13 protein-coding genes and 1 pseudogene are annotated in these 14,114 nt (G+C 29.7%); 7 read left to right on the top strand and 7 right to left on the bottom strand.

What is annotated here, in order from left to right:
* From KPL37_RS11030 to KPL37_RS11010, 5 genes are all read left to right on the top strand, one after another.
* The gene (locus tag KPL37_RS11030) at window positions 1-1,323 is read left to right on the top strand and encodes a 6-phospho-alpha-glucosidase (RefSeq protein WP_216149278.1); all 1,323 of its coding nucleotides are present in this window, start codon (window positions 1-3) and stop codon (window positions 1,321-1,323) included.
* Window positions 1,324-1,576: 253 nt separating this feature from the next.
* Window positions 1,577-2,332: a MurR/RpiR family transcriptional regulator gene (locus KPL37_RS11025; protein ID WP_216149276.1), complete on the top strand. Its 756-nt coding sequence runs from the start codon at window positions 1,577-1,579 to the stop codon at window positions 2,330-2,332.
* A gap of 180 nt (window positions 2,333-2,512) precedes the next feature.
* Complete coding sequence (locus tag KPL37_RS11020) at window positions 2,513-3,049, top strand: PTS sugar transporter subunit IIA (RefSeq protein ID WP_216149274.1); 537 nt, start codon at window positions 2,513-2,515, stop codon at window positions 3,047-3,049.
* Window positions 3,050-3,345: 296 nt separating this feature from the next.
* Window positions 3,346-5,580 carry an alpha-galactosidase gene (locus tag KPL37_RS11015; RefSeq protein ID WP_216149272.1) on the top strand — a complete coding sequence of 745 codons (2,235 nt, stop codon included), beginning with the start codon at window positions 3,346-3,348 and terminating at the stop codon, window positions 5,578-5,580.
* Between the two features lie 30 nt (window positions 5,581-5,610).
* Window positions 5,611-6,621 (top strand): LacI family DNA-binding transcriptional regulator, encoded by a 1,011-nt coding sequence (locus tag KPL37_RS11010; RefSeq protein WP_216149270.1) that lies wholly within the window; start codon window positions 5,611-5,613, stop codon window positions 6,619-6,621.
* Window positions 6,622-6,729: 108 nt separating this feature from the next.
* Here the strand turns inward: KPL37_RS11010 and KPL37_RS11005 are convergent, their stop codons facing one another.
* From KPL37_RS11005 to KPL37_RS10995, 5 genes are all read right to left on the bottom strand, one after another.
* Window positions 6,730-7,404 (bottom strand): HAD family hydrolase, encoded by a 675-nt coding sequence (locus KPL37_RS11005; RefSeq protein WP_246578235.1) that lies wholly within the window; start codon window positions 7,402-7,404, stop codon window positions 6,730-6,732.
* Between the two features lie 255 nt (window positions 7,405-7,659).
* Entirely contained in the window at window positions 7,660-7,803 is a 144-nt protein-coding gene (locus tag KPL37_RS19750; RefSeq protein WP_246578234.1) for a hypothetical protein, read from the bottom strand.
* A complete protein-coding gene (locus KPL37_RS11000; RefSeq protein WP_246578233.1) occupies window positions 7,754-8,824 on the bottom strand; it encodes an MFS transporter in 1,071 nt (356 codons plus the stop codon). Before KPL37_RS11000 ends, KPL37_RS19750 begins: the two co-directional genes overlap by 50 nt.
* A 37-nt stretch (window positions 8,825-8,861) precedes the next feature.
* Complete coding sequence (locus KPL37_RS19745) at window positions 8,862-9,332, bottom strand: hypothetical protein (protein WP_246578232.1); 471 nt, start codon at window positions 9,330-9,332, stop codon at window positions 8,862-8,864.
* A gap of 51 nt (window positions 9,333-9,383) precedes the next feature.
* Window positions 9,384-11,105, bottom strand: a complete 1,722-nt coding sequence (locus KPL37_RS10995; protein ID WP_246578231.1) for an FAD-dependent oxidoreductase — start codon at window positions 11,103-11,105, stop codon at window positions 9,384-9,386.
* A gap of 365 nt (window positions 11,106-11,470) precedes the next feature.
* Here KPL37_RS10995 and KPL37_RS19740 point away from each other — a divergent pair, with 365 nt between their 5' ends.
* Together KPL37_RS19740 and KPL37_RS19735 are read left to right on the top strand one after the other, a co-directional pair.
* Window positions 11,471-11,908, top strand: a complete 438-nt coding sequence (locus KPL37_RS19740) for a hypothetical protein (RefSeq protein ID WP_246578230.1) — start codon at window positions 11,471-11,473, stop codon at window positions 11,906-11,908.
* Window positions 11,898-12,251, top strand: coding sequence for a helix-turn-helix domain-containing protein (locus KPL37_RS19735; RefSeq protein ID WP_246578229.1), 354 nt, complete (start codon window positions 11,898-11,900; stop codon window positions 12,249-12,251). Before KPL37_RS19740 ends, KPL37_RS19735 begins: the two co-directional genes overlap by 11 nt.
* Before the next feature lie 152 nt (window positions 12,252-12,403).
* Here KPL37_RS19735 and KPL37_RS10985 read toward each other — a convergent pair whose 3' ends face one another.
* Both KPL37_RS10985 and KPL37_RS10975 read right to left on the bottom strand, forming a co-directional pair.
* Window positions 12,404-12,811, bottom strand: coding sequence for a bacteriohemerythrin (locus KPL37_RS10985; protein WP_216149268.1), 408 nt, complete (start codon window positions 12,809-12,811; stop codon window positions 12,404-12,406).
* Window positions 12,812-13,271: 460 nt separating this feature from the next.
* Window positions 13,272-14,114: pseudogene (locus KPL37_RS10975) on the bottom strand (ISNCY family transposase); the annotation flags it as partial.

The raw sequence follows: 14,114 nt of genomic DNA, 5'->3' as shown, positions 1-14,114 counted from the left end.
ATGAATAAATTTTCAGTAACAATAGCTGGTGGTGGAAGTACATTTACACCAGGAATAATATTAATGCTTTTAGACAACTTAGACAGGTTCCCTATAAGAAAACTAAAATTATATGATAATGATAAGGAAAGACAGGCAATAGTTGCTGGCGCATGTGCAATTATTTTGAAGGAGAAAGCACCGGAGATTGAATTTTGTGTAACAACCGATCCAAAAGAAGCGTTTACGGATATAGACTTTGTTATGGCCCATATAAGAGTAGGCAAATATGCAATGCGTGAATTAGATGAGAAAATCCCATTAAAGTATGATGTACTTGGACAAGAGACTTGTGGTCCAGGAGGAATTTCTTATGGAATGAGATCTATCGGTGGAGTTATTGAGATACTTGACTATATGGAGAAATATTCACCTAGTGCATGGATGCTTAACTACTCCAATCCTGCAGCAATAGTTGCAGAAGCAACTAGAAAATTAAGGCCTAATTCAAAAATATTAAACATATGTGATATGCCAATAGGTATAGAAGTACGTATGGCTGAAATTTTAGGACTAAACTCGAGAAAAGAAATGAAAACTCGCTATTATGGTCTTAATCATTTTGGATGGTGGACAGACATACGTGATAATGACGGAAATGACCTAATGCCAAGATTAAAGGAACATGTTGCTAAGTATGGCTATATTAGTGAAGGAGGTACCCAAGAAAAGGAGGCAAGTTGGTACGATACCTTTGCAAAAGCAAAAGATGTATATGCATTAGACCCAAATACATTACCTAATACTTATTTAAAATATTATCTATTCCAGGATTATGTTGTTAAGCACTCAAATAAAGAATATTCAAGAGCAAATGAAGTAATGGATGGAAGAGAAAAGTTTGTCTTTGGTGAGTGTACGAAAGTCATTGAACAACAATCTACAAAAGGATGCGCTTTGCATGTAGATGATCATGCATCATATATAGTTGATTTAGCAAGAGCTATAGCCTACAATTCACAGGCAAGGATGTTATTAATTGTAGAGAATAACGGTGCTATTGAAAACTTCGATCCAACAGCTATGGTTGAAATCCCTTGCATGGTTGGAAGTAATGGTCCAGAACCATTAGTAGTAGGAAAAATTCCTCAATTTCAAAAGGGATTGATGGAGCAACAAGTTTCTGTAGAAAAATTAGTAGTTGAAGCTTGGGTAGAAAAATCTTATCTAAAATTATGGCAAGCTATTACACTTTCTAAAACTGTACCTAGTGCATCTGTTGCTAAGAATATATTAGATGATTTAATTAAAGTAAACAAAGAATATTGGCCTGAATTAAAATAACTTTTAAAATTGAGACTGCTAAATATAGATTTCAGATCTATATTTAGCAGTCTCTTTTTTATTTTTGATTAATTTCAGATACAATTGAAATTTATTAACCATTATCTTAAATTCCCAAATATAATAAAAACACATAAATATAAATTAATGGCTTTATTAACCTATCTTGTCGAATATAAGGTATAATATAGTAGTGAAATAATACAATATTTATTAAATAAATTATATACTATTTATAGTGGGTGAGAGTTGCATGAACTTAGATATTAGCAAAATGGTGGATAAATATCAATTAAGTGAGACAGAAGAAAAGATATTACTCTATATTATAAATAATATAGAGAATGTTAAAGATATAGGTGTAAGAGGCATAGCAAAAGAAAATTACACATCTACTACTACTATTATGAATTTAGCAAAAAAATTAGGATATTCAGGTTTTTTAGATATGTATTATAATTTAAATTTTACATTAAAACAAAAGAAATCTCATTTTTCATGTCAAAAGAATAATAAGTATTATGGAGTGGATTTAGAAGAATTATTAGCTTTGATAGAATCTAAAAAAATAAGTGATTTTATAAATTTGTTAGTAGAAAATAAAGGAGAAATTATATACACTTGTGGACAAGGATTTTCAGATCCGATTGTAAGATATATTACTAAAAAATTATTAGTACTTGGTTTTAATTGTATTTATTCTGAAGCTTATGAAAGTTATGATGTAAATGCAATAAAAGCAAAGCTATTTATAACTGTATCAAAGTCAGGTGAAACTGATTTCTTGGTGAAAGTCTCAGAATCAGCTAAAAAGAATGGAATAAAAGTAGTTTCATTTACTGGAGATGTGGATAATACAATAGCTAAAATATCAGATATAAATTTTAAATTATATGATATGAATACTATTGACGATCGTAATAAATTAGCCACTTCTTTCTATTCTAATATTTTAATGTTATTTGAATTTTTAATAGGTATATATTTAGAAAAAAACCAGAAAAATTGAATTTAATACTAAGACAAAAGGTCATAGTAAATACATGTTATTTTTATGTAGTACCTGTTTTAAAAAGTAATGAAAAGGTTTAAACTAATTGAAATTTTTAATATAATAGTATTATAAAGAAGTTTCAATATTTAATTTAACACAAGTTTATTATAATATATGATATTTGGAGGGCGAAAAATGTTTAATAAAATTAAAGCTTTTATGTCTAATGATCAATCAGACACTCACAAAGGAAAAGTGCAGGAAGTTAAGAAAAACGAAGAAAAGAGTGAAACATTTATAATACCTATTTCTGGAGAGGTAATAAGCTTAGAGGACGTAGCAGATGAAGTGTTTTCTCAAAGAATGATGGGAGATGGGTTTGCCATAGAGCCTGAAAATGGAGACCTGTTTTCACCAGTTGATGGAGTAATTACATCAGTATTTCCTACCAAACATGCTATTTCAATAAAAAGTAATAATGGAGTTGATATTTTAATTCACTTTGGATTGGATACTGTTAATTTAAAGGGTGAAGGATTTGATGTTTATGTTGAGCAAGGGGATTTAGTAAAGGCGGGAGATAGGTTATTAAAAGTTAATATTGAAGAAATAAAGGATAAGGTACCATCTATTGTTGTACTTATAGTTTTCATTGAACTCAATGGAAAAAGTTTTAGTTATAATCTTGGAAAGGTTAAAGCTAAGGACAAAAATGTTATTATTATAAAATAATCTCTTGTAATAACTTATACTTTTATTAATATATATCGAAAGAAATATGAAAATGATTATTCATATTAGTATCCCTATGTAATAAATTATATAGCAGCACCTATTCTAAATTGGTACATATAGAATAGGTGCTGCTATTATTATAATTTAATATTAAGAAAAGTTTACTAAAATTATCAAGAAAAATGGTTGACTATTTACTAAATATTATATACTATAAGTAAAAGAGAGTTAAACGTATACATAAAAGAATGGAAAATTATAAACTTAACTATTAAAGAAAGAAGGTATCATTTATGTCTATAATATTTAATGAAAAAACTAAGGAGTTCCATTTATACAATAAAGAAATCAGCTATATTTTTAATATTATGCCCAATTCTCAATTAGGTCATTTGTATTTTGGAAAGAATGTTAAACATAGAGATTCTTTTGAACATCTTTTTCAAGTTGAAGCTAGGGCTTTAACAGCCTGCGTTTTTGAAGGGGATTTAACTTTCTCTCTCGAACATGTTAAACAAGAATATCCATCATATGGAACAACAGATTTTAGGGAACCGGCCTTTGAAATTCTTCAGGGAAATGGAAGTAGGATTACCGATTTTAAATATAAGTCTAACCATATTTTTAAAGGTAAAAAGAAGTTAAAAGGACTTCCAGCCACTTATGTGGAAAATTATGATGAGGCAACTACTTTAGAAATAACACTTTTCGATGATTTAATAAATGCAGAATTAATTTTAAGTTATACTATTTTTGAAAATTATCCAATAATAACAAGAAGTGCAAGATATAAAAATTATGGAAATGATGAAATTTATCTTACTGGTTGCATGAGTTTGAGCTTAGACTTACCTAGCGATGAATATGAAATGGTTCAACTTTCAGGAGCTTGGAGTCGTGAAAGATATATAACGGAAAGAAAACTTAAGCCGGGTATTCAATCTATTTATAGTGCGAGAGGAGCAAGCAGTGCTAACCATAATCCGTTTATAGCTTTAAAATCTCTAAATGCGGATGAATTTCAGGGTGAGGTCTATGGATTTAGTTTAGTGTACAGTGGAAATTTCAAGGCACAGGTAGAAGTGGATGCATATTCAGTTGCGAGAGTGACTATTGGAATTAATCCATTTGGGTTTCAGTGGAAACTAGATAAAGAAGAAGAATTCCAAACTCCAGAAGCAGTACTCGTGTACTCTAATAAGGGTCTAAATTATATGAGTCAGTCCTATCATGAATTATACAGAACAAGACTTGCTAGAGGGCAATGGAGAGATAAAGTAAGACCAATTTTAGTGAATAACTGGGAAGCAACTTATTTTGATTTTAATGAAGACAAAATATTAAACATTGCAAAGACTGGGAAACAATTAGGAATGGAACTATTTGTACTAGACGACGGTTGGTTTGGAAAGAGAAATGACGATACCACTTCACTTGGTGATTGGGTTGTGGATAAAAATAAACTTCCTAATGGAATTTCAAATTTAGCCTCAGAGATTGAAAAGATGGGATTGAAATTTGGTCTTTGGTTTGAACCTGAGATGGTAAGCAAGGTTTCTGAGCTATATAAAAATCATCCAGATTGGATAATAAGTACACCTAATAGAAGAGTATCACATGGTAGAAATCAGCTTGTATTGGATTTTTCTAGAACAGATGTTGTAGATTATATTTATAACAAAATGAGTGAAATACTAACTCAATCTTCTATTTCTTATGTAAAGTGGGATATGAATCGTAATATAACTGAGGCCTTTTCTGCAAAGCTTTCGGCTAAGAGACAAGGTGAAGTTATGCATAGATATATTTTAGGAGTGTATGATCTTTATGAAAGATTAATTAGTAAATTTCCAGATATTCTTTTTGAATCTTGTGCTAGTGGTGGCGGGAGGTTTGACGCGGGAATGTTATATTATGCACCTCAGGCATGGACTAGTGATGATACGGATGCCGTTGAAAGATTGAAGATACAATATGGGACATCGATGGTTTATCCTATAAGCTGTATGGGGGCACATGTGTCAGCTGTTCCTAATCATCAGGCTAAGAGAATTACAAGCCTTGATACTCGTGGAAATGTAGCTTATTTTGGAGCTTTAGGATATGAATTAGACTTAAATAAATTAAATGATAATGAGAAGTTGAAAATTAAGAAACAAATAGAATTCTACAAAAAATATAGAGAAATCATTCAAAAGGGTATCTTTTATAGATTGAGTAGTCCATTTGAAAATGATGTTAACTACATTTCATGGATGATAATTTCAAAGGATAAAAATACTGTTATAGTAGGACGATATAGAATTTTAAATAAGCCAAACCCAGGTTATGAAAGATTGAGATTAGTGGGACTTGATAATAATAAACTATACAAAATAATTTCAACTGGAGATAAATATTACGGGGATGAACTTATGAATATTGGATTACTTATAAATGACAATTTTACAGGGTTTAATGAAAATTTTGGTGAAATTGAAGATGGTGACTTTAATTCGCAAATTTTCGTTTTAACTGTGGATAATTAAAAACATTATTTGGGTGAGGAGAGGATTTAAGTGGCAACAATTAAGGAAATAGCATTAAAGGCAGCTGTATCTTCATCCACAGTATCAAGGGTCCTTAATTTGGATGAATCAATTAATGTTTCAGAAAAAACTAAGAATAACATATTTAAAGTAGCAGAGGAATTAAACTATGTAACATTAAGAAAAAGAAAAAAGAAAAAAACTAATTACACAATTGGATTAATACAGTGGTTTACGGATAAAGAGGAGATAAGTGATCAATATTATTTATCTATTAGAACTGCTATAGAGAAAAAATGTGCAAATAACCTAATTAGAGTTGAAAGACTATTTACTGAAGTAGAGTATGATGAATTGGATTATATTGATGGAGTTATTGCAATTGGAACCTATTCTGAAAGCGAGATAAATAAAATTAAAAAGTTCTCAAGTAAAATAGTTTTTGTTGATTCATCGCCTAATGAGAGTTTATATGACTCAGTAGTAATTGATTTTCAAAAGGCTGTGACGGAGGTATTAGACTATTTAGTAAAACTTGGGCATTGTAATATTGGTTATATAGGCGGAAACGAATTAATTAAAACCGGTAGAGAAAAAAAAGAAAATAATGCAGGTATTCGCCTTGATACTTATACGAAATATATGAAAGATAAAAATTTATTTAATCCTGAATTAATTAACATTGGTGAGTTTTCTTATGAATATGGTTATAATATTATGCAAAAAATAATACTGAGCAATAAGATACCTACAGCTTTTTTTGCAGGTAGTGATGCTATCGCTATTGGTGCTTATAAAGCAATAATTGAAAATAAATTTACTATTGGGCGTGATATAAGCATTGTGGGGTTTGATGATATTGAAATGGCAAAGTTTATGGTTCCAGCTATGACTACAGTAAAGGTATATACTGAATTTATAGGTGAGGCAGCAGTTGATTTATTATTAGAACGGTTTATAAAAGAAAGAAATGTAAACAAAAAAGTTGTTATTCCAACTAAGTTAATGATTAGAGAAAGTTGTAAAAATTTTAAGGTTTGAAGGTCAAGGACAAATATATAATATGGCTACAAAGGTAAAAGGGGAGGTCAGTGTTGCCATTTTTGTATCCCCCTTAATTTTGCCTCTTTTAGAGTAACCTTATAATTGTTAACTTAATTTTTTGTAATTAACTTCTTTAAAGCTATTTATAACTAAATCTGCCATGGAAATATCTTGGCTTCCTGCAGCACCACTATTAATTCCTACACACTTCATACCTGCTTTTTTAGCAGCACGAACTCCGTTATGAGAGTCCTCAATAACCATACAATTTTCAGGGCTTACCCCAAGCTTATCTGAAGCAAAAAGAAATATATCTGGTTCAGGCTTACTTTTTTGTACATAGTCACCGGTAACAAAAACATCAAAGTATTCTTCTATTTGAAATTTCTTTGCAATGACCATAATTACATCTAGTGGAGATGATGATGCAATGGCTAGCTTTATTCCATTCTCATGAAAGTCTTTTATTAGTTCTTTCACCCCATCAATAAGAGTTATATCGCATTCATCTGAATTAAGATATTTAAAATATTTATTTCGATCATATTCAATTAACTCGTCAAGTGTTTGATTAAGTTTATAGTTGTTTTTTAGAGCTTCCCACATATAATGAGAGTTTGCTCCTACAAAAGAGTGATGCTCATCATCTGTAACCTCTATGCCTAATTTTTTATAAGTCTCGTTTTCCAGCTTCATGTGTGTTGGTTCACTATCAATAATTACGCCATCCATGTCAAATATAACTGCTTTCAACATAAAATTATCCTGGTTTTTATCCAAACTTATCATCTCCTTATAACTATAGCATTTGAAATAATATATATTATATACTAAATTCATATGTAATTTTTCGTGATTGCTTAAATCTAAGGTTGTTAATTGATTACCATAAGAGCGTAAATCAGTTAATGCTGTAAAATATTTAACACCACTAAAACTAATTATATCACTACTACATATGTTTAATAGCGTTATTTTTTTACATCAGAATAAAGTATTGGCGCAGGACTAGTTTTTCCTAATATAAAATATTTTTTAGTTGTTTTCTTCTATTTTTCCAACTATAAAAATATATGATAATGCTCCTATTAAAGCTAGAGCTCCTATTAGAAATATTGCTGGAGTAAAGTTACCGCCTGATACAATTACGCCAATAACAATTGGAATTACTATTAACAAAATTTGCTCCTATTATAGTAGTTGTTAATAATAATCCTATAATTATTGGAGCTTTTCTTGCCACATTTATAGAAACACCTTTTTTTATAAGTTTATCCGATACAAATCCTGAAACTAAAACTCCACAGAATGCTGCTAAATATGGAACTGATGATATAAATCCTGATTTTATAAAACTTAAGTGCCTATATTGCACAAGATATGTAGGAAACCATGTTAAAAAGAACCAGAAAGTTGATGATATAGCAAATTGACCAATATATATTCCTATCAATTTACGATTGGAAAACATTATTTTTAAATCACTAAATTTAAACTTTGTGTTTTGCTTAATAGGTGTTAAATCATTATCTATATCTATTATAGCCCCGCCATCTTTTATATACTTAAGTTCTGCTTTATTAATACGTTTGCTTTTATCTGGGTCTCTATATAATGTGTACCAAATTATAGACCACACAACCCCAATTACACCCGTAATTATAAATAAAGATCTCCACCCTAATTTATCTTCTATTATGAATAATAAGGGACTTACAAATGCTAACCCAACAAACTGTGCTGATGCATATATTGCAATAGCAGATGCACGTTCATTAGTAGGAAACCAACTTGAAACTACTTTGTTACTAGCTGGCATAACTGGTGCCTCAAAACATCCTATAGTTAAACGTAAGCCTAATAATGAGCCAAAACCCCCTACCATACTTTGTAATAATGTAGCTAATGACCATACAAATAAGCTACATGCATATACAATACGCGGCTTAAATTTGTCAACTAAAAATCCACTAGGTATCTGTAATGCTGCATATATCCAACCAAAAGCTGAAAATATTAATCCCATCTGAACTGTTGATAATTGTAAGTCTTTAGACATATGAGTTGCTGCTACAGATATATTAGAACGATCCATATAATTTATTACTATGTTTATGAATATTAGAGCTAGCATGGAGTACCTAATTTTACTAGGTGTTTCTTCTACAATATTCGTCTTATAATTGTTATTTATGCTCATAAATTTAATCCCCCTTATATGAATAAGTAATACCTTATTAATACACTCTTACCTCAACTAGTTCGGCTCTTTTACTTCCATTTGCATTTGTAGCTTCAATATTAATTCTCAATTTACATACTGACATTTTATTTATATTCTTAAATATTGCATTTCTCTCACGATTATTTTTCTTAGATATAATAATCTCCCATTTATTGTCCTTATATACCTCTATTTTATAGTTTTTTATAAGTTCTGGTATTACTGGAAAATCAGTATGATGATGATGGAGATTGATAAGATCTTCATTAACGTTATCATTAAAAGTAACGTGAATTTCATTAATATCAATGTTATTTTCCCATTGAAGTTCAATCCACTCGTTGTCTTTTGTTATGTTTTCAGAGATCCACATGTGCGGCTCACCATAAGGCCTAACATATCCATCTATAATTTTATTAGGAGCAAATACGTCTGTTATTCCTTTGATTTTGAAGCAAAAGTCTCTTCGTACCATCTCTTTCATAGACCACTCAACTATTGGATTAACACCAATATAATCATCTAAATTAGTATTTTAAATTACTGTTTTAGTAAATGAAAGTACTCCGGTTAATGTTTCTTTAGACAAAAGCATTGATATTTTATCATTGGCTTTTATAATTAAAAATATATTTTTTGGTGTTTTTGATTGTAAAAATAGACCCGTTTTAATCCATACATTTTTTCCTCTTTTTATTTTTATTGTGATGCTCTTTTCAAATTTTTGAGGAATATAATTTTCAGCTTTACCTGTATTCCAAATTTCTATGTCTAGAGTAGTTTCTTCTAAGCATGAAACTAATAGTTCTATATCTTCTATTACACCTATTAATGGAAATAGAATTCCTACATCAGTAGATAAATTATAGTTTCCATCTGGATTTACAATTTCTATTTTTCTTAGTGAACTAGAAGCTTTTACAAATGATAATTTCGCTTTATCTTTTTTATCTTCATTTTGTATGCCTATAAGTGATCCATCTTGCTTTAGTAACAGCTGCTGTAATTCTTTTATATGTTTCTCGTACAAATTTCTTGGATTAATTTGATTTTCTATACAGATAACGGCTGCTGTTCCAACGGCTTCACCTATAGTGGCACAAGTTGCCATAACTCTAGTTGCACCAAACGCGATATGTGTAGCACTAATATTTCTTCCTGCAAACATTAAGTTTAATACGTTTACAGAGTAAGTTGAACGAAAAGGTATCTGAAAAACCCCATTAGCTTGTATATTCTTTGAACCACAACCATCCTCATATATTCCCTTTTCAGGATGAAGATCAATGGACCACCCTCCAAATGCTATTTGATCATCAAAGTTAGTCTGATTAATAACATCATTTTGATTTAGTACATAATCTCCAATGAATCTTCTATATTCCCTCTTACCAGGAATTGATCCAACCCAATCCAGAGTTAAGTTATCTGCATCATATTTGCCAGAATTTTTTATATAGTCCCATATTCCATAGACTAATGACCATAAATCATCTCTTATCATTTCATTCTGCTTAACGATATCTAGTTCCCCGCCTAATTCTATCCACCAATAACAACATCCTGAGTCATTACACTTTATAACTCTATTTTTAGGAATATTAGTTTTGCTTATATATTTTGCAAAATTAGGTGGTACAAATTTAACTGAATGACCAACATCTTTTGTATAAAATAATATAGTACTTCCTAATAAGACTTTATCAGCTTTTTCAGGGGCCAGTGATTCATTAAACTCGTAACGTGATTCTCTTCCTATATGATACTTAGCTCCTGCTGCGGATCCAATAAAACCATCTCCTGAGCAGTCAATATATATATCACTTTCAAATATTGTTTTAATTTCTGACCCATTAGTCCATGCGGTTACAGATTTTATTATATTTCCTTTTTTACTTTTCAATACATTAATTTCTGTTGCTTCTGAATTTAGAAATAAATAAATGTTCTTTTCGTCTTTTACTTTTTCTAATAATAGAAGGTCCCAAAGATAAGGATTTCCATCAGGATTACGATATTGATTTTCTAGAAATAATTCTCCCATGATTCCAGTTTCTCTAGCATATCTGTTTATGCCATGTTTAGTTGCTCCACATACCCATACACGAATTTCACTGCTTGAATTTCCACCTAAAATTCCACGATTTTGTATTAAAGAAACCGTTTTGCCATTTCTAGCAATTGAAATTGCAGCACATATTCCAGCCAATCCTCCTCCTATTATAGTTATGTCTTTTTTTTCATGTTTGTAATTCATAATCCTCTCCTCCTTAAAAAGCAAAAATTTTATATATTATTTTATATAGTTATAATAAATCGTTTACAGATACATCGTACTATTTTTTATAACTAGTTAATAATGTTGATTTTACTTGCTTTTCAATTTATTTTCTTACCTGATTACATATTTATAATATAATAAGTCGTTTATTTTTTCAATGCACTAACATGTCATCCATATATACTTTATTTCATATGTATAATTAACTTATATTAATATTTAAATGTAAATAAGAATGTGATTAGTAAATAATACATTTAACTATTTACATTTTAGATGAATTTAATTATACTTTATGTAGCATAGACACTTCTTATATTTTCTGAAAGGCGGTTTATAATATGCTTAATTTAAATAGCTTAAATATAAATATTAATCAGCATATTTTTTGGGATAAAAAGAAACATTTTTCTTTAGATGAAGATATAGATTCTAGTTGGATTTTATATGCTATCGAGGACGGTGAATATGATTATGAGATATTGACACATAAAGGAATAGGTAAATTCGGAGATATTATTATTTGCCCTCCTGGTTCAATATTTAAACGAAAAGTTATTAGTTCTTTAACGTTTCATGTCATAAAATTTTCAGTGACTACTAAAACTAATCAACATTCCTTTCCAATCGGGAAAATTTCTATATCAGATTTAAAAAGGCTTAATAACACATACTATTACTTAAAGTTATATAGTCATAACAATAATAATATAGAGTTAACTGAATATAAAAGTTCATTAATAAGTGACATAATTATATTATATAGAAATGCAGTATAGCAATTCCCCTAAAAATTTTGTTCAAGATGAACTAATAAATTATGCTATTAAATACTTAAATAAAGAAGCCTATAGTCCCATTAAAATCAAAGAACTTTCAACCTCACTGGGACTTAGCTCTGTTCAATTTACAAGAAGATTTCACAAATGCATAGGAACAACTCCTATAGAATATATAACATCACTTCGTTTAAAAAGAGCTCAGATATTTTTATTAAGAACAAATGATACAGTAGATTGTATAGCTTCTAAATGTGGTTATGATAACGGTTTTTATTTCAGCAGGGTATTTATGAAGAATTTGGAGATAACGCCTTCAAATTATAGAAAAAAATATCGTTAATTCAGTTAACGCATAAAAAACGTGGGGTATTCCACGTTTTTTTATATTTAATAAGCCTTCAGCTTACCAGAGACAAATATTTTCTTTGAATGTATACAAAATAAGTATAGTTTATATATAAATTTAAGATATATAAATTATAATATAATATATCAATAAACCCCTTTTTCATTTAAGAATTTTCCGTATTTCATGTCGCTCTCTAAAATGTGAGTACCAAGCCAGTTTTTTAGAAAATTCATAAGTTCAGTGGAGATAAATGTATTCCCATCTTCAAACTTTTTTTTGAATTCTATAACTGTATTTTTAAAATCATTATGTGATTTTATCTGTTCATTTTTATTTATATAGTTATATTTAGTAAAGTATTTTTCTTCTGTTCCAAAATGATATTTCACGTACCCTAATAAATCATCTAATATAGATTTTAAAACATCTTTCCCATGTCCTTGCTTCATTGCATTGTATAATTTATTAATTAATCCAATCAATGTTTTATGCTGTTCATCCAGTTCAGCTATTCCAACCTTATACTTATCTTCCCATACAAATAACACCATTTTATCACTCCCTATAAATTTATAATTTAACTACATTCTAAAGTGAACTTAAGATGGTAGTTAAACATATAATTCTCCTTATTTTTCGAAATCCCTTTATTTTTTTTGAAAGAAATGTAAACAATTACATTTTATATTATATTTACTGGTAATGATAATTAGACTAAACAACGTATAATAAGTTATTGGAGGAAACTCAATAATAAAGTTATAGCGATAAGTAATATCTATGATAGGTATCGGTTTATGTTGCAAGTGGGAGCTTAATGCATATATTATATAATAAAATAATATATAGGGGTAGATAACTGTCAACTGAATTTGAAAATGTCCCAAAAAGTTTTAATTATTAGCACCAGCAATAGCTGGTGCTTTGTTACGTTTCAACCTGTTTTTGGATATAGCAAACACACCTTAAAACTTGATTTTTTAAGCAGTTTTCAAGTGGTTTTTTAGTCTTTTAGGCTATGCCTTCTTTTGGGCGATGAGCCTGCTTGTTACAGTACATTTCAAATGATGCTTTCCTCCATGGGTGATTCATCGGTGGTATGTAATGTTTTTTAGGAGCTTTAGGGACCACAGCAAGATCAAAGCTCTTTGATGAAGGAACATGCGCTGGAAGCAATTCAAGAGCATAAACTTTTTCATTTACGCAAAATATAGCTCATTGTTAAACGCTTTTATTACCATACCGCAGGTACCTTTATGATAATACACAGGGTGACCCTTAGCATCCACTGGAAGATAATATTCTTTATTGTATTTTACACAACTCCCATTGTCTATTTTTCTACCAGCAAGAACGCCAAGAGTTAGATTAATTTTTTCAATACTAGGTTGTGTTTCAAATACAGATTTGATATTATCTAATGGTAGTGCAAACTGAGTATTGAATTTTTTTATGTAGGAGTTTAAAAATTCATTTGCTTGATCAAGTGTGCCTACTCCGGCTAAACGTAATTCAATTGGTAGTCTTGATTGCAGTGTTTGGAACATTCGTTCCACTCGTCCCTTAGCTTGGGGAACACTGCTGGTTTTAATATCGATTCCAAGTTGTTTACATGCATAGCCAAATTGAGTGAAAGTGTCCTCTTCGATAGAAGGGGATTTTTTCTGTTTATACTCAAAAACTGTACGCCTATCGGTGTAAAACATATAAGGAATACCGTAGGTTTTCAATATTTGCTCAAGTACATGGTAATAGCCATTTAGTGTTTCTTGGGCATCAAAATAAGCTCCTACAATAGCTCCGGTAGAATCGTCTACAGCAATATGAAGCTGGCTCTTAGACTCACCAAACCAA

Source organism: Clostridium frigoris, from assembly GCF_018861865.1.
GTDB lineage: Bacteria > Bacillota > Clostridia > Clostridiales > Clostridiaceae > Clostridium_AD > Clostridium_AD frigoris.
The sequence above is the reverse complement of the archived record's forward strand: the minus strand, read 5'-3'. Positions and strand labels throughout refer to the sequence as shown.

Coding starts and splice junctions, on each gene's coding strand:
- KPL37_RS19740 (WP_246578230.1), top strand. CDS start 11,471: ATGCTTAATTTAAATAGCTTAAATATAAATATTAATCAGCATATTTTT.
- KPL37_RS11025 (WP_216149276.1), top strand. CDS start 1,577: ATGAACTTAGATATTAGCAAAATGGTGGATAAATATCAATTAAGTGAG.
- KPL37_RS11000 (WP_246578233.1), bottom strand. CDS start 8,824: ATGAGCATAAATAACAATTATAAGACGAATATTGTAGAAGAAACACCT.
- KPL37_RS10985 (WP_216149268.1), bottom strand. CDS start 12,811: ATGGTGTTATTTGTATGGGAAGATAAGTATAAGGTTGGAATAGCTGAA.
- KPL37_RS11030 (WP_216149278.1), top strand. CDS start 1: ATGAATAAATTTTCAGTAACAATAGCTGGTGGTGGAAGTACATTTACA.
- KPL37_RS11020 (WP_216149274.1), top strand. CDS start 2,513: ATGTTTAATAAAATTAAAGCTTTTATGTCTAATGATCAATCAGACACT.
- KPL37_RS19745 (WP_246578232.1), bottom strand. CDS start 9,332: ATGAAAGAGATGGTACGAAGAGACTTTTGCTTCAAAATCAAAGGAATA.
- KPL37_RS10995 (WP_246578231.1), bottom strand. CDS start 11,105: ATGAATTACAAACATGAAAAAAAAGACATAACTATAATAGGAGGAGGA.
- KPL37_RS11015 (WP_216149272.1), top strand. CDS start 3,346: ATGTCTATAATATTTAATGAAAAAACTAAGGAGTTCCATTTATACAAT.
- KPL37_RS19735 (WP_246578229.1), top strand. CDS start 11,898: ATGCAGTATAGCAATTCCCCTAAAAATTTTGTTCAAGATGAACTAATA.